Annotated in this window: 22 protein-coding genes and 1 tRNA gene; 8 read left to right on the top strand and 15 right to left on the bottom strand. The window is 62.4% G+C overall.

Annotation, left to right across the window (positions count from 1 at the left end; genetic code table 11):
* Window positions 1-233 precede the first annotated feature (233 nt).
* Window positions 234-473: a DUF982 domain-containing protein gene (locus IB272_RS05620; protein ID WP_034791960.1), complete on the top strand. Its 240-nt coding sequence runs from the start codon at window positions 234-236 to the stop codon at window positions 471-473.
* Window positions 474-631: 158 nt separating this feature from the next.
* Here IB272_RS05620 and IB272_RS05615 read toward each other — a convergent pair whose 3' ends face one another.
* A complete protein-coding gene (locus tag IB272_RS05615; protein WP_060582590.1) occupies window positions 632-1648 on the bottom strand; it encodes a glycosyl hydrolase in 1017 nt (338 codons plus the stop codon).
* 186 nt (window positions 1649-1834) lie between these two features.
* On the bottom strand, window positions 1835-2188 hold the full coding sequence (locus IB272_RS05610) for a hypothetical protein (RefSeq protein ID WP_034791958.1): 354 nt from the start codon (window positions 2186-2188) through the stop codon (window positions 1835-1837).
* Window positions 2189-2230: 42 nt separating this feature from the next.
* Here IB272_RS05610 and IB272_RS05605 point away from each other — a divergent pair, with 42 nt between their 5' ends.
* On the top strand, window positions 2231-2659 hold the full coding sequence (locus IB272_RS05605; protein WP_162732993.1) for a hypothetical protein: 429 nt from the start codon (window positions 2231-2233) through the stop codon (window positions 2657-2659).
* 358 nt (window positions 2660-3017) lie between these two features.
* Window positions 3018-4208, top strand: coding sequence for a glycosyltransferase family 4 protein (locus IB272_RS05600; RefSeq protein WP_192438486.1), 1191 nt, complete (start codon window positions 3018-3020; stop codon window positions 4206-4208).
* A 59-nt stretch (window positions 4209-4267) separates the two neighbouring features.
* Here the strand turns inward: IB272_RS05600 and IB272_RS05595 are convergent, their stop codons facing one another.
* The 4 genes from IB272_RS05595 to IB272_RS05580 form a co-directional block, all read right to left on the bottom strand.
* Window positions 4268-4519, bottom strand: coding sequence for a hypothetical protein (locus IB272_RS05595; protein WP_060586354.1), 252 nt, complete (start codon window positions 4517-4519; stop codon window positions 4268-4270).
* A complete protein-coding gene (locus tag IB272_RS05590) occupies window positions 4516-4725 on the bottom strand; it encodes a hypothetical protein (protein WP_060586355.1) in 210 nt (69 codons plus the stop codon). Before IB272_RS05590 ends, IB272_RS05595 begins: the two co-directional genes overlap by 4 nt.
* Complete coding sequence (locus IB272_RS05585; protein WP_060515850.1) at window positions 4722-5048, bottom strand: ATPase inhibitor subunit zeta; 327 nt, start codon at window positions 5046-5048, stop codon at window positions 4722-4724. The genes IB272_RS05590 and IB272_RS05585 overlap by 4 nt, the downstream gene beginning before the upstream one ends.
* A 200-nt stretch (window positions 5049-5248) precedes the next feature.
* Window positions 5249-5324, bottom strand: a tRNA-Ile gene (locus tag IB272_RS05580).
* A 259-nt stretch (window positions 5325-5583) separates the two neighbouring features.
* Here IB272_RS05580 and IB272_RS05575 point away from each other — a divergent pair.
* Window positions 5584-6324: an SIMPL domain-containing protein gene (locus IB272_RS05575; protein WP_034803426.1), complete on the top strand. Its 741-nt coding sequence runs from the start codon at window positions 5584-5586 to the stop codon at window positions 6322-6324.
* A 749-nt stretch (window positions 6325-7073) separates the two neighbouring features.
* Here the strand turns inward: IB272_RS05575 and IB272_RS05570 are convergent.
* The 4 genes from IB272_RS05570 to IB272_RS05555 form a co-directional block, all read right to left on the bottom strand.
* Window positions 7074-7460 carry a hypothetical protein gene (locus IB272_RS05570; RefSeq protein ID WP_034803430.1) on the bottom strand — a complete coding sequence of 129 codons (387 nt, stop codon included), beginning with the start codon at window positions 7458-7460 and terminating at the stop codon, window positions 7074-7076.
* A 407-nt stretch (window positions 7461-7867) separates the two neighbouring features.
* The gene (locus tag IB272_RS05565) at window positions 7868-8272 is read right to left on the bottom strand and encodes a ketosteroid isomerase-related protein (RefSeq protein WP_034803432.1); all 405 of its coding nucleotides are present in this window, start codon (window positions 8270-8272) and stop codon (window positions 7868-7870) included.
* A gap of 100 nt (window positions 8273-8372) precedes the next feature.
* Window positions 8373-8795, bottom strand: a complete 423-nt coding sequence (locus IB272_RS05560; protein ID WP_060516154.1) for a secondary thiamine-phosphate synthase enzyme YjbQ — start codon at window positions 8793-8795, stop codon at window positions 8373-8375.
* 126 nt (window positions 8796-8921) lie between these two features.
* On the bottom strand, window positions 8922-9275 hold the full coding sequence (locus tag IB272_RS05555; RefSeq protein ID WP_060515848.1) for a DUF1428 family protein: 354 nt from the start codon (window positions 9273-9275) through the stop codon (window positions 8922-8924).
* A gap of 159 nt (window positions 9276-9434) precedes the next feature.
* Between IB272_RS05555 and IB272_RS05550 the strand changes: the two genes are divergently transcribed.
* Entirely contained in the window at window positions 9435-9887 is a 453-nt protein-coding gene (locus tag IB272_RS05550; protein ID WP_113136435.1) for a VOC family protein, read from the top strand.
* 44 nt (window positions 9888-9931) lie between these two features.
* Here the strand turns inward: IB272_RS05550 and IB272_RS05545 are convergent, their stop codons facing one another.
* Entirely contained in the window at window positions 9932-10501 is a 570-nt protein-coding gene (locus IB272_RS05545) for a membrane protein (protein ID WP_034803436.1), read from the bottom strand.
* Window positions 10502-10752: 251 nt separating this feature from the next.
* On the opposite strand from IB272_RS05545, the gene IB272_RS05540 reads away from it, so the two are divergent.
* Window positions 10753-11166, top strand: a complete 414-nt coding sequence (locus IB272_RS05540; RefSeq protein WP_113136436.1) for a lysozyme inhibitor LprI family protein — start codon at window positions 10753-10755, stop codon at window positions 11164-11166.
* Entirely contained in the window at window positions 11142-11987 is an 846-nt protein-coding gene (locus IB272_RS05535; protein WP_192444232.1) for a DUF2066 domain-containing protein, read from the top strand. The genes IB272_RS05540 and IB272_RS05535 overlap by 25 nt, the downstream gene beginning before the upstream one ends.
* Window positions 11988-12042: 55 nt before the next feature.
* Here the strand turns inward: IB272_RS05535 and IB272_RS05530 are convergent, their stop codons facing one another.
* The 3 genes from IB272_RS05530 to IB272_RS05520 all read right to left on the bottom strand — a co-directional run bounded on the left by IB272_RS05530 (window position 12043) and on the right by IB272_RS05520 (window position 15394).
* Complete coding sequence (locus IB272_RS05530; RefSeq protein ID WP_034803438.1) at window positions 12043-12336, bottom strand: GYD domain-containing protein; 294 nt, start codon at window positions 12334-12336, stop codon at window positions 12043-12045.
* A gap of 193 nt (window positions 12337-12529) precedes the next feature.
* Window positions 12530-14587: an RNA polymerase sigma factor RpoD gene (gene rpoD / locus IB272_RS05525; RefSeq protein WP_034803439.1), complete on the bottom strand. Its 2058-nt coding sequence runs from the start codon at window positions 14585-14587 to the stop codon at window positions 12530-12532.
* A gap of 462 nt (window positions 14588-15049) precedes the next feature.
* A complete protein-coding gene (locus IB272_RS05520) occupies window positions 15050-15394 on the bottom strand; it encodes a GFA family protein (RefSeq protein ID WP_034803441.1) in 345 nt (114 codons plus the stop codon).
* 217 nt (window positions 15395-15611) lie between these two features.
* On the opposite strand from IB272_RS05520, the gene IB272_RS05515 reads away from it, so the two are divergent.
* Complete coding sequence (locus IB272_RS05515; protein ID WP_060516152.1) at window positions 15612-16070, top strand: hypothetical protein; 459 nt, start codon at window positions 15612-15614, stop codon at window positions 16068-16070.
* A 37-nt stretch (window positions 16071-16107) separates the two neighbouring features.
* On the opposite strand, the gene IB272_RS05510 is transcribed toward IB272_RS05515, so the two are convergent.
* A partial coding sequence (locus IB272_RS05510) for a zinc-binding dehydrogenase (protein ID WP_192444231.1) occupies window positions 16108-16652 on the bottom strand: 545 nt, incomplete at its 5' end.

Raw genomic sequence — 16652 nt, 5'->3', positions numbered from 1 at the left:
GCGCCGGGCCTGGATTTTCAAAGCTTTTCAACACCGGTCCGAGCTCGATGGAGCTCCCGCCGGACCTCCCTTCGTCCGCCGTCGGCAAAAGCGACGCAACCAAAAGATCAGGTTCGCAAAGCCGGAGAGAACTCGCCTGCCGTCAGCGCGAATAAAATCGGTCGACAACATGGAACCATCCCGCTGCTCTCGCGTTGCCCTCTCGCTCGAAAAGACTGTGAACGAGGAATGCAATGAGCGAGAAACTCTTTCCCACTCCCATCCCCCTGAAACTTTCGGCACGACGGCAGACCGTGGTCAGAACGGTGTTCGAAGCCGTGGAACTGCTCAGGCAGTGGCCGGGCCGTCGTGGCCGGGAATATCGCGCAGCCCTCAGGCGCTGCCTGGATGCGCTGGATGGATTGACGAGTACGGACCGGGCGAGCCGCTGCTTTGCCGCAGCCGCCCGGGAATCGGGCCTGTTGCTGGCCTGATCCGGGCGACCGGGATGATCCGGAACCGCAAAGGTGATCCGGGATATCAAGGGCTCGGAGTTTGAAGCTTTCACGATGCGCCGAAGGACGATCGGCGCATCGCCCCGACCGAAAGCACCTCAGCTGCGATCAGCAAGATTTCATGCCACGCGCGGCGATCAGTCGGCGAGTTCGGCCGCTTCCTTCGGTCCACGGTCGGCAAGCGCCTTGAGCGCCGCCTTGTCGAGCCGCCAGTCCGGCGCTCCGTAACCGAGCGGCCACTTGTACGGCTCCTTGTCGTTGAAGAAGACGACGGTCGTCAGAAGCGGGAAGGCCTGGCGGTAGGTCTGCTGATCCAGGATTTCGGCATACCATGCACGCTTGTAATCGGCCGAGCCGGAGACCCCGAGTTCGGCAACGATCACGGGCTTGCGGTAACGCGAAACGCGCTGGTACTTTTCCTTGAGCGCTTCGCCGAAGCGACGCTCGCGGCCCCAATAGTCGACGTCCATCTTCTGCAGGCCCCAGACAGGGATGCCGATCGCATCGACGACATCGTCGCCCGGATAATAGGCCGCGAGATTGCGATGGCCCTTCGGCGACCAGACGTAGCGGGCGGCCGGCGCGAGTTCCCGGCACTTGCTGACGAAGTAGCGGAACGCCGTCTTGTAGCCTTCGCTGTCGCGCCGCGCCCAGGGATAGCGCTCGCCGGGCTCTTCCATCTCATGGCCCCAGCGAACGTAGACCCGCCCGCGGAAGTCGGCGGCGCGCGTGCAAATATCGGTAATCTCGCGATCGAAGCGGCCCTTGCCGATATCGGCAAACAGCCGGTTGCCGCCGGCGCGCCAGTCGGCGGCATGGGTATAGGGCTCGACCGAAAGCATCAGCGCCCGCCCCTGTCGCGCGGCATTTGCGAACTTCCGTTTCAGCTGCGCCCGATCCGGCTTCTGCCAGTAGACGAAGACATGCTCGAGTGTCAGCGCGTCGCTGGATGCGACCGCATCATGCGGATCGTAAACACCGATTTCGACCGTGCGTGTTTCCCGCTCCCTTGCCTCAGGCGTGATGGCGGCGGTCGTCAGCGACCGGTCGATACCGTCTACGGAATCCTGCGCGCGACCCGGCGTGACTCCGGCAACCGCCAGAAGCGCCAGCGCGCCAGCACCGAGGACCGATCTTGGGACAGCAATAGGCAACGATTTTCTCCGGCGTGCCACATCTGGCACCGCATAAAACCAGACATGGCTTGCTGCGCGCTGGAAGCCGGTGCGATCGCGAGGCCGTGGGCGTCATGCCCGGATGGCAAAAAGGCCGCCGCCAAGGCTGGCAACCGCCCCGTCTCCATGATCGATTGCGCCTGCCTTCCCGAACGCGACAGACTGTTAGAGCGAGGCTCTGAGGAAACAGTGTGACGTGCGCCCGAAGCCGCTCGGCGAGCAGATATAGGGGGCGCGGCCGAGGTAGGTTGCCGTGCGCCTGCGCGTCGGTGCCGGCTCGACGATGTCTTCATCCGCCTCGGCGATCTTCAGCTGCTTCTCTTCCTTGCGGACCTTGATCGAAGGGCTCGCATAGGCACTCGAATGGCCCGATGCAAACAGCGGCGTTTCGCTGACGACCGTCGACGAGCAGCCGGCGGACAGAAGCAGGAGGCTTAGAACTGATGTCGTCGGTACGAGAAACTTGAAACCCGAAACGGCGGTGCGGCCTACGCCGGCACATGCGGTTTTGATTCGCATAAACGTCCTTTCGAATAGCGGTCCAGCCGCCTGGGGCTTCCTTTGGGCGAAAAGGCGGCGATCTTCAACCCCCTTTTTCATTATTCATTGCTTAAATTAACAATTCCTTTCTTAGAGATTCCGCCATGGTTGTGCCGCCGCTTTCGCCCTGCGCTGGCGAACATCGACGCCTTGCGGACGGCGGACGCAGGCATCGGCGCGGGCTATGAGCGAAACAATACGGAAAAGCAAAGGCTTGCCGGGTTCCCTGTATCACGGCATCGGCGAACGGCGACCCGTCTCTGCCGCTTCCGCGCCACCACGCCCGGTGGCAATATCCGGCCGATGCTACGGCTGATGTCCCCGGACAAAAAATCGACCCCAGCCACCGGTTCTCCGCTGGAATCCGGACGGCGGCGGCTGGCGGGGACGACGGGCCGCTGCCATTCGCTATTTTTAGCTATCGCGCATTTACGGATCCTTGACCTCTGACGGCCACCTTGGAGCGAGGCGCAACATGTTTGAGCGTATGCGCCCACTCCAAAACTGCCCGCCTCCCGCGGGCATTTTTTTTGCGCGCACGGTAGCCCTGCGAGCACCAGCCGCCCGGTATTCCCAGAGACGACACCTTCCCCCGCGCGCCGCTTCAACCCGCCCCATCCTCGGCGCCCATTGCACGGGCTGAGGCCTTCCAACGTCTGGTCTTGCCTTGCCGATGGGACATGCGAACTGCGCGCCGGCCAGCCGCGATCGGCTGTTCGCCAGCGCGTTTACCACACTGCGAAAGTCCCATTGCGAGAATTTAAGGAGTTGTTAATAATAGAAAGCGGAGAGCGAGGGGCAATCCAAATTGGATCAAGATACAGGTGCCGACATCGTCGGAGCCGCCGGCATCGCTGGCGCGCGCATAACCATCATTGTTTCTGCACTCGGCGCCGGCGGCACCGAGCACGTCGTCAGTCTCGTTGCCAGCCACTGGGCCCGCCTCGGCTGCACCGTCACGGTGATTACGCTCGAAGCGCCGACCTCCGAACCCTATTACAGGCTCGATCCGCGCGTCACCATCGAGCGGCTCGACGTGCCGGTTCAGAAGGCTGGCAAGCTGCGGGCCGCCTGGCTGGTGGCAAGGCGGCTCTACCGACTGCGCTCGACGATCAGCCGCACCCGTCCCGACTTCGTGCTGAGCTTCCTGACGCGCACGAACGTGCTGACGCTGCTCGCAACGCGAGGCCTCAGGCTCCCGGTGATCGTGTCCGAGCGCAACAACCCGGCGGCGCAGCCCTTCGGCCCCTTCTGGAAATGGCTGCAGCTTCGTCTCTACCCGCGCGCCTTTGCGCTGGTGACGATGACCAAGGGCGCGCTGGACTATTTCCCGCCGAATGTTCGCCGCTCCAGCCGGGTGATCGCCAATGCGATCAATCTGCCCGACGGCTGGCAAAAGAAGCGCGGCAACAATGTGCTCACCGCCGTCGGGCGCCTGACTGAGCAAAAGGGCTTCGATCTGCTGCTCGAAGCCTTCGCCAAGGCGGCCAGCGACCACCCCGAATGGAAGCTCGTCATCTGGGGCGAAGGCGAGGCGAGAAAAGCGCTGGAAGCCCAGCGCAACGCGCTCGGATTGGCCGACCGGGTGGAAATGCCCGGCGTCACCGCGAAACCCGGCCTCTGGGTCGAAACCGCCGACCTCTTCGTCCTGTCATCCCGCTACGAAGGCTGGGGCATCGCCCTGCTTGAAGCGATGGCCGCAGGCCTCCCCGTCGTCTCCTTCGCCTGCGAATGGGGCCCGACCGACATGATTGCCAACGGCGACGACGGCATTCTCGTCGAAAACGGCGACATCAACGCCCTGGCCGAAGCCCTCTCCAACCTGATGGGCGACGAGACCCTGCGCGCCCGTCTCGCGGCCAACGCCGAAGCCAATGTCCGACGCTACGACGCCGAACATATCCTCTCCCAATGGGACGCCGTGGCGCTCTCGGCACTGGAAAACTCGAGCACCCCGAGGGCCACGATGAAGCCCCGGGCCATCCCCGCTTCCGGCTAAGGATCTGGCCGCGTTGGCGGAGACAACTGCGAACGTGGCCTCGGAAAGGGTATGTCCTGTCAAAGCGGTCGCGACAGGCGAGCGCTTTGTAGACCAATGCTGGTCAGCGTGCCGCCATAGTTGAAGACCCGGTAGATGCCGGCGCCGAAGCTGCCGCCGGAGGAGACGGAAACGTTGAGCGTGCCGTCGAGCACCAGGTTGCCACCGACATCGACAAGATCGTTGAGCGCGCCACCGGCGACATTGGCCTGGCCGAATTCGAAATCGACGATGGAAGCGGCAGCGAGCGACAGATTGCCATTGATCGTCAACGTTCCCGGGCTGTTGCCGAGCGCCAGCGTGCCGCGTCGTTCACGACGACGCTGCCGCCGATCGTGCCGTTGCCGCCGAGCACGGCGCCAGAACCAACCGTCGTCAGTCCGGTTGCAATCGACTGGTTGCCGTTGACCAGCAGCTTGCCGGCATCGACGTTCGTGGCACCCGAATAGCTGTTGCGCCGGAGAGGATCGTCGCTCACGATCCTTGCATGAGGTGACGTGCAATCTGCACCAGCGCTGCATCGCTGCCGTCTGACCCCTTTGTTCGTTTTCCCGCCTCCAGCCAGCAGACGTTCATGACCGCCAGAATGTCGTCGTCCGATTGGACCACGCCTGCCGCGTCAAAGTCTCTTCGAATGATCGCAAGAATGTCGCTGCGTTCGACGTCCAGCGCCGCCATCGCAAGACCATCCGAGTAGGTCTTGGCATTTTCGCCGGCAAGGGCCAGTTTCTCCGCCGCCCAAAAGCCAACCAGCTTGTTGCGACGTACGATTCGCACCATTTCCGCGCCCGGACCAGCCATCGAAATTCTCCATTGCTGCCTGGCCGGCCATCCTAGCAGAAACCACGAGGAAGAGGGTTGGATTATCCGACGTTGGCGGAACATGCCGTGCGCAATTTCGCGTCGTGCAAAGTCGCTGGAAGTGTCCCCAACCTGCGCGCACATCAAATCTGGGCAAAAATCAGCCAGAAAACCTAGAAAATTCAATGTTCGCAAGTGATTGGTGGGCCCGGAGGGACTCGAACCCCCAACCAAGCGGTTATGAGCCGCCGGCTCTAACCATTGAGCTACAGGCCCACTCTGGATCCGCTCCTGTCCTTAAACCGTAACGGTCCAGGGATAAGACACGGGGCAGCAACTTTAAGTGCTACGGTGGCCTTTGCGCTTCTGAACGAGGCGTGGCACCGTCGTGATCCAGGCCCGCGAACCAATGGCAGTTTGCGGGTGGCCAAGGCTCTAGCGGAAAACCTTTTTGCGGACAAGCCATTGCCGCAATGCTCACACAATCGATAGCCAAGAAGACGCTTGGGACGGAACAACCGGAGAGACATTGAAGATGATTTCCACACGCACTGCCCGCACGCTTTCGATCGCCGCCTTCGCCGCAGCTTTTGCTGGCGTTGCCGCCGCTCAGGCGCAGGAGACGGACAAGGACAAGGCCACCATCGTCGTTGCCGGCGAAGGCCGCGCGACGACCGCGCCGGACATGGCAGTCCTGCAGCTGAGCGTCGTCAAGGATGGCAAGACCGCGCGTGAAGCGCTGGACGCCAACAACAAGACCATGGCCGAAGTGCTGAAGGCGCTGAAGGACGGCGGCATTGCCGATCGCGACCTGCAGACGAGCGGCTTCATGCTCAACCCGCAATACAGCTACCCGACCAACACCGACGGCAGCAACCGCGCGCCGGAGTTGATCGGCTACCAGGTGACGAACGGCGTCAGCGTCCGCGTTCGCGATCTCGCCAAGCTCGGCGAAGTGATCGACAAGTCGGTTTCGCTCGGCGTCAACCAGGGTGGCGGCGTACAGTTCACCAACGACAAGCCGGAAGCCGTGATCACCGAAGCGCGCAAGGCAGCCGTTGCCGATGCCGTTGAGAAGGCCAAGGTGCTGGCCGAAGCGGCCGGCGTCTCGGTCGGCAAGATCGTCAACATCTCCGAGCAGGGCTTCCGCCCCGAGCCGGTGCCGATGATGCGCGCCGGCATGGCCAAGGAATATGCCGCCGACGCCGTTCCGGTCGCAACCGGCGAAAACAGCTACAACGTGACGGTCAACGTGACCTTCGAAATCAAGCAGTAAGGCTTGTCAGCAACGCCCACGGCCAAGCGCGGGCGTTCAACGATCGAACGCCCCTGGTGCCAAGGATCGGTGCCGGGGGCTTTTCTTTTGGGCGCTGGTGCTCGCGATGCACTCGACTAAGACTGGGCCCGGCGCTGAACGCCGTCCGACCTCCAGGCTTAAATTTGCCGGCACCTGCTTTGACATCGCTTCCCGCGCGCGATTTGCTGCCGCCCCTCGCCCTGCGGCATCGCCCGCGACCGCTCCGCGATCTCCGCCTGGCGTCGCCCTCGCCTCCACGTCCTCGTGATCTTCGCCGCTAAAGCGGACATCCAGCCACATCGCATGGATCGTTGGTCCCGAGTGTTCGGTCGAGGAGATCCTTGGCAGGTGTTCCGGGCGATGGCTGACACATGGGCTGGATCTGGTCTGAAGAAGATCAGCCGATGCCTAGGCCGCAGATGTCCGCGATGGAATTGCGCCGCGCGTTCATTCGTCTGGCAATGCTAGAGGGCAAACCGGCCGGAGCCTTGCCGGCGGTTCGGCAACTACGGTGCCTGACACGACGATCGCCCGAGCGGACGATTCGCACGTATGGACCGCGCTGTCGGCCTGATCCACTTCGCTTCGTTCACGCGTCCCGACCAGGACTGCGCGCAACCGGCGCCCCTTGGTCGCTGCGGCGTCAAACAAAAAGCCCCCCATGCCTTGGCATGAGGGGCCATTCTTCCGCCGGCCGGGGGAGACGAGGCGGGAAGATTGCTTAGATGTTACCAACGGCCGATCGTCGGGCAGCCGCGGGCGTTCGCAAACACGATCGTCTGGCGTTGGCCGTGGCGACGGCCTTCGACGACGACGCGGCGCGAAGAGACGTCGGCGACATAGGCGCGGCGGAGTCCACGATCGCGGGCCTTGTCGACGGCCATCCAGGGCGCGCAACGGCCGCGGCGGTCACGGTCCCAGTGGCGGTCACGGCCGCGACCCCAGTCGCGCTCGTCACCGTAGCCGCCGTCGTAGTCGCGATACTGGACGTCGACGCCGCCGCGCGGGCCGAAACCGAATTCGATCGATTCAGCCGAAGCGGTGGAGGCGGCACCCAGCAGGCCGGTAAGTCCGATGACGGCGGCGGCAGCGGCGTTAAAAAGGCGGTTCTTCATAAGATCTCTCCAAGCTTGAAGGGTTCGAGGGGCAATCACCGTCCCAAGCGATTGATCAGAGAATAGGGTCGCCAAGCTGAACGACAGCGGAACCCGATGTTCATGGGACGTTCAGATTGCCAGAACGTGATGACCACACGCGCGTGGAGGAGACTTTCGTGCAAGTCACAGTCGATAAGGTATTGCTTATAAACAAGTATTTCGAAGAGCTTTGACCGCGGCCAAGGCGCTGGGACGCGCCTTCGCCTGCGCTTGGACAAGCGGCGAATCAGCCGCCGTCATCGGCGTGCCAGAGGTGATTCGCGCCGGCATTTTCCCCATCAAGACATGATCGGTCATCCGGCGGTCAGTAAGAAAACTTGAAAATGAAGGGGCGCGACCGTCAGGAGCGGTCGGCTACGCGTCGCTCAGCCGGCAAGCGCCCGCTCAAAGACGCGAATATTGCGATAATGGCTGAGGCGGGTGATGGCGCCGTCCTCGATCTCGAAGACGAGCACGCTGGGGATAGAGTAGCTCTGGCCAGTCGCAGGGGGAAAGCCTTCCATGGTCTCGCGGTAGGTGCCCCGTACCGTCAAATCGGCGGCCACGCGCTGGCCGAAGGCATCGCGCATCAGCACCACGTCTCCGAACTGCTCGTCGAATCGGCGCAGATAGTTCATCAGCCAGGCGCGCAAGGGGCCGACGCCGACGGTGCGTTGACCGGTCAGCGAATCGAGTTCTATGTCCTCATGCACGAGCCGCGCCAGCGCCTCGAAATCCCGCTGGTTCAGCGCCTCGATAAAGCCGCTGGCAATCGTCTGTGCATCGGTCATTCCGATTCCTCCCTAGCCTCGAAGGCCGGTTCCCAAGCCCTTGCTCTCGCCCCTTTATCTAGAACCCTTGCGTCGCCGTTCAATCGTCGGCGCCGGCCAATCAGGCGGAAAGATGCAGGACGATCTCGCGGCGATGCGGGCGGTCGCGATGCTCGAAGAGGTAGAGCCCCTGCCAGGTGCCGGTGAGCATCCGGCCACCACTGACGGGAATGCCGAGCGATACCGGCGTCAACGCCGCCTTGATATGTGCCGGCATATCGTCGGGGCCTTCCTGGGTGTGCACGATCCAGCGCATGGAGGGATCCGAGGAAGGCGGCACGAGGCGGCGGAAAAAGGCGTCCAGATCGCGCTTCACGTCCGGGTCGGCGTTTTCCTGGATGAGAAGCGAACAGGAGGTGTGCCGCACGAAGACCGTGAGCAGCCCCTCGCCGTCGGCGTTGGCGCGTACGAAGGCCGCCGCCTCGTCGGTAAATTCATAGAGCCCCTGGCCATGGGTGGCGATGGTGATGCGCGTTTGCGGCATGAAGGCCTCCGGCAGGCGGTCGCATCCGCCCGAGAGGCGGTGCGACCCGTTGATATGCCCAATGCTTCTATCCCCGGACCGTTCCCGGTCCAAGGCGATCTGCCGCAATCCGTCGCGGTGGCGTGCCTACATCTCCAGGAAGGTCTCGAAGCCGCCATAGATCATGCGCTTGCCGTCGAACACCTGCTTCCAGGCATCGCCCTGCAGCCGCGGATCGGCCATGACCTTGGCAACGATCGCGTCGCGCTCGGCGCGGGATTTGTAGGTGATCCAGGAGAACACCACCGTCTCATCGTCCTTGGCCTGCACCGAGCGGGGAAAGGACGTCACTTCGCCATAGGGCGCGTCATCCGCCAGGCATTCGTTGTAGGCGAGCGCGCCGTGCTCCATCCACACCGCACCCGCCGCCTTCGCCATCGCCTTGTAGGCCTCGATATTCGCCTTCGGCACGGCAACGATAAAGCCATCCACATAGGTCATCGATATAGTCTCCTCTGTTCGTTCTACGAGCATAGGACGCAGGACGGCCAAGAGTTCCGACATCGGGACGGAATTTTCTTTCAAGTGCGGCGCGGCTTTTGTCGGAACCGCGCTTCCCCGTTCGTCCTTGGCCGGTAGCATCCAAATCGGGAGACACCCATGCAGAAGATCACGCCGTTTCTCTGGTTCGACGATCAGCTGGAGGACGCCATCACTTTCTACACCGCCATTTTCCGCAACACCCGCATCACCGACGTGAAGCGGGGCCCCGACGGCAGGGCCTTTACCGCATCCTTCGAGCTCGAGGGGCAGCACTTCATGGGGCTCAACGGCGGGCCGCATTTCAAGTTCAGCGAGGCCGTGTCGTTCTTCCTGCGCTGCACCGACCAGGCGGAAGTCGACTACTTCTGGGAAAGGCTCTTGGACGGCGGCACGCCGCAGCATTGCGGCTGGCTGAAGGACAGGTTCGGTCTTTCCTGGCAGATCATCCCGGACGCCCTGATGCGTCACCTCGGCGATCCTGATCCGGCGCGTGCGGCCCGCGCCCAGCAGGCGATGATGGGCATGGTGAAGATCGATGTCGCGGAACTTGATCGCGCAGCCGCTGGTTAAGCGGAAGAACGGTCCCCTGGCGCCGGCTCAACCGGGCTGCGGCGTTAGCTGCCGCAGCCTCTGAGCTGCTTGCTGTAGACCTGGGCCATGCCGGCCGCCCGCTTGGCGCCGTTCTTGGCCGTATCGCTCCAGTTGCCTCGGGAATAGCCGCCGTGGCCATGGTAATAGGCGATGTAGAGCCTGTAAGCGTCGTTGAGGGCGATGCCGTTCCGCTGGGCACTTTCGCGATGGTACCAGGCGATGAAGCGAATCGCGTCGCCGAAGTCCGAACGCCGCGCTGCCCAGCGGCCGGTCTCGCTCTGATAGCGCGCCCAGGTGCCGTCGAGCGCCTGGGAATAGCCGTATGCTGTCGAAGCGCGCGTCCAGGGGATGAAGCCGAAAAGCTTGGTGCGTGGCGGACGGGCATTATGGCGGAAGCCGGATTCGGTGTAGATCGTCGCCATCAGGATCGGCACGGGCACGCCGTATTCACGCTGGGCGCTATAGGCTTCCCGGCGCCAATTGTTGAAAAGGCCATCTTGCTGCTCGAAAACCGCGCAGGCATTCCGGGTGTCTCTCGGCACCGTTCCGCAGCCGGCCAGCAACAGGAGGACGACGACAAATACGCAACGCATCGCAGAACCTCTTGCTTCCCCGCAGCACGGCGATTGCGCGCAAGGCAATGCCGCGGGAAAAATGCTCGAACACCACGGGCCGCCCGTCGGGGCCGCGGCGCTCCAGAGATTGATAAAACGTAAACCTTAAGGATCTCTTTTGATTCAAAGGAGAACCATCGAAGGCCCGGCCATTGAACTTTCGCCACCGGAGGTTTTACGATCCACGGGAGACATGCAGCGCCAGCCATAGGGCGCAAAGGAGCGTATCGATGAAAATATCCGCCTTGATGGTGCTCGCCTTCACCGGCTTGTTCGCCGCGACTGGCCTCGCGCGCGCCGACGAATGCGCCGATGCGAGCGACCAGGCGACGATGAATGCCTGCGCCGACAAGGCGCTGAAGGCCTCCGACGCCGAACTGAACGCCCTTTACAAGAAAATCCAGGGACGCCTGAAGGACGATGCCGACAAGACGAAGCTGCTGGTTGCCGCGCAAAGGGCCTGGATCGCCTATCGCGATGCCGAATGCGATTTCGCAAGCTCGGGCGTTGCCGGCGGCTCCGCCCAGCCGATGATCACGCTTGAATGCCGCGACGATCGCACACAGAAGCGCGTCGCCGACTTCAAGACCTATCTGAGCTGTGAGGAGGGCGATCTCAGTTGCGTCCTGCCGCCGGCAAACTGATCCGGAAAAGAGCGACGGTCACGGCGCTCGTAGCGGCGCTTCTCTGCCACGCCGGCAGCAACGCCGGGGCGGCAGATATCGACGCGCTTTATCGCAGTGACGCGATCGTCACCGGCACGGGTGAGGCGAATCGTGAGATCGGTTTTCGCGAATGCCTGCGTGAAGTGCTCGTCAAACTATCCGGCGATCCGACGATCACAGAGGCGCCCCGGTTTGCTGCAGCGGAGGCAAAGGCCGGCAGCTTCGTCTCGACCTTCTCCTACCACGATCGCCTCGAAGGCATCCCGATCCATGACGAACAGGGCACGCACGACCGCCCGCATGACCTCACCTGCCGGTACCAGCCAGCAACACTGAATCCGCTTCTCGCAGAACTCGGCCGCAAGCCATGGCTCTCCCCTCGCCCGGCGATCGCCGTATGGCTGGCGGTCAAGGACCAGAAGCGCCGCTTCGTGCTGACACGCGACGGCAGTGAAAGCCCCTATATGGCGGATTCGCTTGAGGCAGCTGCAAAGCCGCTGGCGCTTTCGACCGTGCTGCCGGATGCGGCGACCGTAACCGCCCGGAAACCCGCGCTCGACACCCTTCCGCAAGCGGATCCGGCGCAGCTCTTTGCGTCCGCGACACAGACCGCCGGCGACGTGCCGCTCCTCGGCACGCTCGTCTGGTCCGACGCCGCCCGTGGCTGGATCGCCCAATGGCAGATGGACGCGGGCGGCAAGCGTTACCTCTGGCAGTTGAGCGGCATCAGCTTTGACGACGCCTTTCGCAACGCCATGCGCGGCGCGGCCCGCATCCTCTCGGGAAACGGTGCGCCGTGAACGAGGCATCTGACGTTGTGGCCGCGATTATCCTCACGGCCGCAACACCGGCCGTTCATCCAAGCGAGGCGATCAGTTCGCGATAGGCAGCCTCAGGGAAGGCTTTCAGCGTCGTCGAGCGCACATTGCCGGCCATGCCAAGCGTGAGCGCGAAGCGTGCGGCCACCGCATCGTCAGGCGCTTCGACGATGGCCACCATGTCGTAGTCGCCCATGGTCAGGAAGAAATGCTTGAAGGAACCGCCCATCTCGCCGAGCACATTCCGTGCGAGGTCGAGCCTCTTCGGGGAATCACGCACATTCTTGACGCCCTGCTCGGTCCAGTTGAGGAGCATGACATACGTCGTCATCTGACACCTCCACGGGGGCACGCTTCACGCCCGCGGTGCGATTGCTCCCGCGTACAAGACGGGGTGCCCCAGATTACTGCGAAGGGGCGACTATACTCCCCGGCGAAAGCGCCCACAATAAATCGCATGGGTGAGGCGGAAACGAAAAAGCCGGGCACGTGGCCCGGCTTTCGATCTTTCCATGTACCCGACTTTAGCTGTCGAGGAAGCTTCTGAGCTTCCTGGAGCGGCTCGGATGCTTGAGCTTGCGGAGCGCCTTCGCCTCGATCTGACGGATACGTTCGCGGGTAACCGAGAACTGCTGGCCGACCTCTTCAAGCGTGTGGTCGGTGTTCATGCCGATGCCGAAGCGCATACGCAGAACGCGCTCTTCGCGCGGCGTCAGCGAGGCGAGAACGCGGGTGGTTGTCTCGCGCAGGTTCGCCTGGATGGCGGCGTCGATCGGCAACAGTGCGTTCTTGTCCTCGATGAAATCGCCGAGGTGCGAATCCTCTTCGTCACCGACAGGCGTCTCGAGCGAGATCGGCTCCTTGGCGATCTTCAGGACCTTGCGGACCTTTTCGAGCGGCATGGCGAGCTTTTCGGCCAGTTCTTCCGGCGTCGGCTCGCGGCCGATCTCGTGCAGCATCTGGCGCGAGGTGCGGACGATCTTGTTGATCGTCTCGATCATGTGCACCGGGATGCGGATCGTGCGGGCCTGGTCGGCGATCGACCGGGTGATCGCCTGACGGATCCACCAGGTGGCATAGGTCGAGAACTTGTAACCGCGGCGGTATTCGAACTTGTCGACCGCCTTCATCAGGCCGATGTTGCCTTCCTGGATGAGATCGAGGAACTGCAGGCCGCGGTTGGTGTACTTCTTGGCGATGGAGATGACGAGGCGCAGGTTCGCTTCGACCATTTCCTTCTTGGCGATACGCGCTTCGCGCTCGCCCTTCTGCACCATCGAAACGATGCGGCGGAACTCGGCGATCGAGATGCCGGTTTCCGTGGCCAGATTCTGGATCTCCTGGCGGATGTCGCGGATCGTCTGGTTTTCGCTCTTGGCGAATTCCTTCCAGCCCTTGCCGGCCAGGTTGCTGATCGACTTCATCCAGTTCGGATCAAGTTCGGCGCCCGAATACTGCTCCAGGAACGAGTCGCGCTTGACGCCGTAGGATTCTGCAAGACGCAGCAGACGGCCTTCGTTCTGCATCAGGCGCTTGGAGATGTCGTAGAGCTGCTCGACCAGGCTGTCGACGCGGTTCTGGTTGAGCGACAGCGACTTGACCGCCTTGATCAGCTCGTCCTTGAGTTCCTTGTAGCGGCGCTCCTGGGCGGGCGACAGCGTGCCGGTGGCAGCAAGGCGGGCTTCCACCTGCTGGTCCTGCAGCTTGCGCAGCTTCTTGTAGGTCTCCGCGATGATGTCGAGGGTTTCCATGACCTGCGGGCGCAGTTCCGCTTCCATGGCGGCGAGCGAGAGGTTCGACTCGTCGTCGTCTTCCTCTTCCTCCTCGGCCGGCATGACATCGCCGCCGACATTGGTGATGTCGTCGTCGTTGGCAGGCGAGCGAACCTTGCGGGTCTTTTCCTTTTCCTCGGCAGCCTTGCGGTCGGCCTCGATCTTTTCCGGGCTCTGGAACTGCGGAGCAGCCTTGGCCTCGGGACCGGAATAGGTGGTCTCGAGATCAATGATCTCGCGCAGAAGCGTCTGGCCTTCGTTCAGTTCGTCGCGCCAGATAATCAGCGCCTGGAAGGTCAGCGGGCTCTCACAGAGACCGGCGATCATTGTCTCGCGGCCAGCCTCGATGCGCTTGGCAATCGCGATTTCGCCTTCGCGCGACAGAAGCTCGACCGAACCCATTTCGCGCAGGTACATGCGAACCGGGTCGTCAGTGCGATCGGTCGGTTCCTTCTTCTTGCTGGTCGCAAGCGAAGTACCGCTGGAAGGGGCCAGTTCGCCGCCTTCGCTTTCGTTATCGTCGTCGCTGGCCTCATCGTCGCCGCCGCCGGCAGCTTCTTCGGCTTCCTCGTCCTCGATCACGTTGATGCCCATGTCGGACAGCATTGCCATCGTGTCTTCGATCTGTTCGGAGGTGACTTCCTCGGACGGAAGGACCGAGTTCAACTCGTCCATCGTCACGTAGCCGCGCTTCTTGGCGGCCTTGATCATCTTCTTGACAGCGTCATCGGAAAGATCGAGAAGCGGGCCGTCCGGAGCGCCTTCGCGTTCTACGTCAGCTTCTTCGTTTTCTTTGACTTTGGTTGCCATTTAGTTCGTCGCTTTCCTTGTCGCAACCGGCGTGAGCCCGGTGCCAATGCCGCTCGAAGGTCCGGGTGCGCCGCGCACCCGCCACCGAATCATTTCCCCTGACGTAACGGGATGATGTTTAATTCCTGTTTAACCACGAGTGTACTCGTGGCAAAGCGGACAAGCTCCGACAGTCCTGCCACTGAAACGTCTCTGGCATGATTCCCTAACCGCCGTGTCATCTCGCCATTTCTTATTCGGAAATGGTGATTCCCAGAATTTTCGATCCCGTCAAGCATTTCCGCTGAAAAACCGGATGATTCGATAAAAATCACCGTTCCTGTCGCTTTTTGGGGTTTATCAGCTTCCGCTGAAGATGTAGGCGCTGCCCGCCAAAAGACAAGGGTAGCAACAATTTAATCGGCAAGGTCTCGTTGTGCCATATGCGCACGCGCAACCAGGACTGAATTTTTCGGTCCGGTGCTAAACCGATCGGCCGTCGTATTTGACGACTTTCACCGCCTCGATATCGAACTCCGGCAGGCAGCGCAGGTTGATCGCCGCCATCTTCCCATGCGGCCCGTCGCCCTCACCGAATGGCGCGATTCCGCAGGTGTCGCAGAACCGGTGCTGGATCACATGCTTGTTGAAGACATAGGTCGAGAGGTCCGCTTCCGGCGTCGTCAGCGTCAGCTTGTCGCGGGCAACGAAGGCGAGCAGTCCGCCGCGACGACGGCAGAGCGAGCAATTGCAGTCGATCGCTTCGCCAAATTCCCCTTCCACCTCGAAGGCGATCTTGCCGCAATGACAGCTTCCCTCATAACGCATGCATGCATCTCCTCTACTTCCCGGTGCGACGACGTCGCCACTGCCATCAAGATAGAGCCTCCCTGCCCTCAAGCAAGCGCAGGCGGCAGCCAGGCATGTGCACGCAAAACGATTCCCGAAGGAGCCCATTGTCGAGGAAAAATCGCAAGATTATTCCGGCTTTTTGCTTGCGCTTGACCTGATCGCGCAGGACCTTCGCACCGAAACGGAGGCTCGAATGCTCATCAAGGAAACCGACGCCATGCGGGTGTTATCGATCGGTCGGCGGCTCACCATTCCAGACGTCAAGACGGAGAGCGCCATGCTGGCGCCTCTCATCGAGGCGGAGATGGAACGTGCAGGCATGATGCCCGCAGGTCCCTGGATCTTCATCGCGAACGATCTACCGAAAAACGCCAAGACGCCGTTCGACTGGCGCATCTGCCGCCCGGTCACGGGCGGCAAGGATTATCGCGGCGCGCTCGATCTGATCGAACTGGAGCCGATCATGGTGGCGTCCACGCTGCACCAGGGTCCGATGCGCAGCCTTTTCACCCAGGGCTACGCGCCGCTTGTCGCAAAGATCGAGATGTCCAGGCACAATTTCTCCGGCGAGAGCCGCGAGATTTACCACCGCTGGGCGGGCCAGGGCGCCCGCTATCACGAGATCGAGATCCAGTTCGGCCTCGCCAACTGAGCCGCCGACGCTCACGGGTACGGCGGCCCTTGCGGCCTTACCAGTCCATGACGACCTTTCCGGAATTGCCGGAGCGCATGGCCTGAAAGCCGTCGCGGAACTCGTCGATCTTGATGCGGTGGGTGATGACGGGGGCAAGGTCGAGGCCGCCCTGCACGAAGGCGATCATCTTGTACCAGGTCTCGAACATCTCGCGGCCGTAGATGCCCTTGAGGTTGAGCATCTTGAAGATCACCTTGTTCCAGTCGATCTCGAAGCCGGCCGGTGCGATGCCGAGGATGGCGATCTTGCCGCCATTGTTCATCTTGTCGATCATGTCGCGGAAGGCAGGGGCCGCACCCGACATTTCCAGCCCGACGTCAAAACCTTCGGTCATGCCGATCGCCTTCATCACGTCGGCAAGGTTTTCCTTCGAGGCATCGACGACATGGTCGATGCCGACGCTTTTGGCGAGCGCCAGCCGCGTCGGGTTGATGTCGGTGATCACCACCTTGCGCGCGCCGGAACGCTTGGCGACCAGCGCCCCCATGATGCCGATCGGCCCGGCGCCGGTCACCAGCACGTCCTCGCCGACGAGATCGA

The sequence above is a fragment of the Ensifer sp. ENS08 genome, assembly GCF_014852195.1.
GTDB classification, from domain to species: domain Bacteria; phylum Pseudomonadota; class Alphaproteobacteria; order Rhizobiales; family Rhizobiaceae; genus Ensifer; species Ensifer adhaerens.
This window is presented reverse-complemented; position numbering and strand designations above follow the sequence as displayed.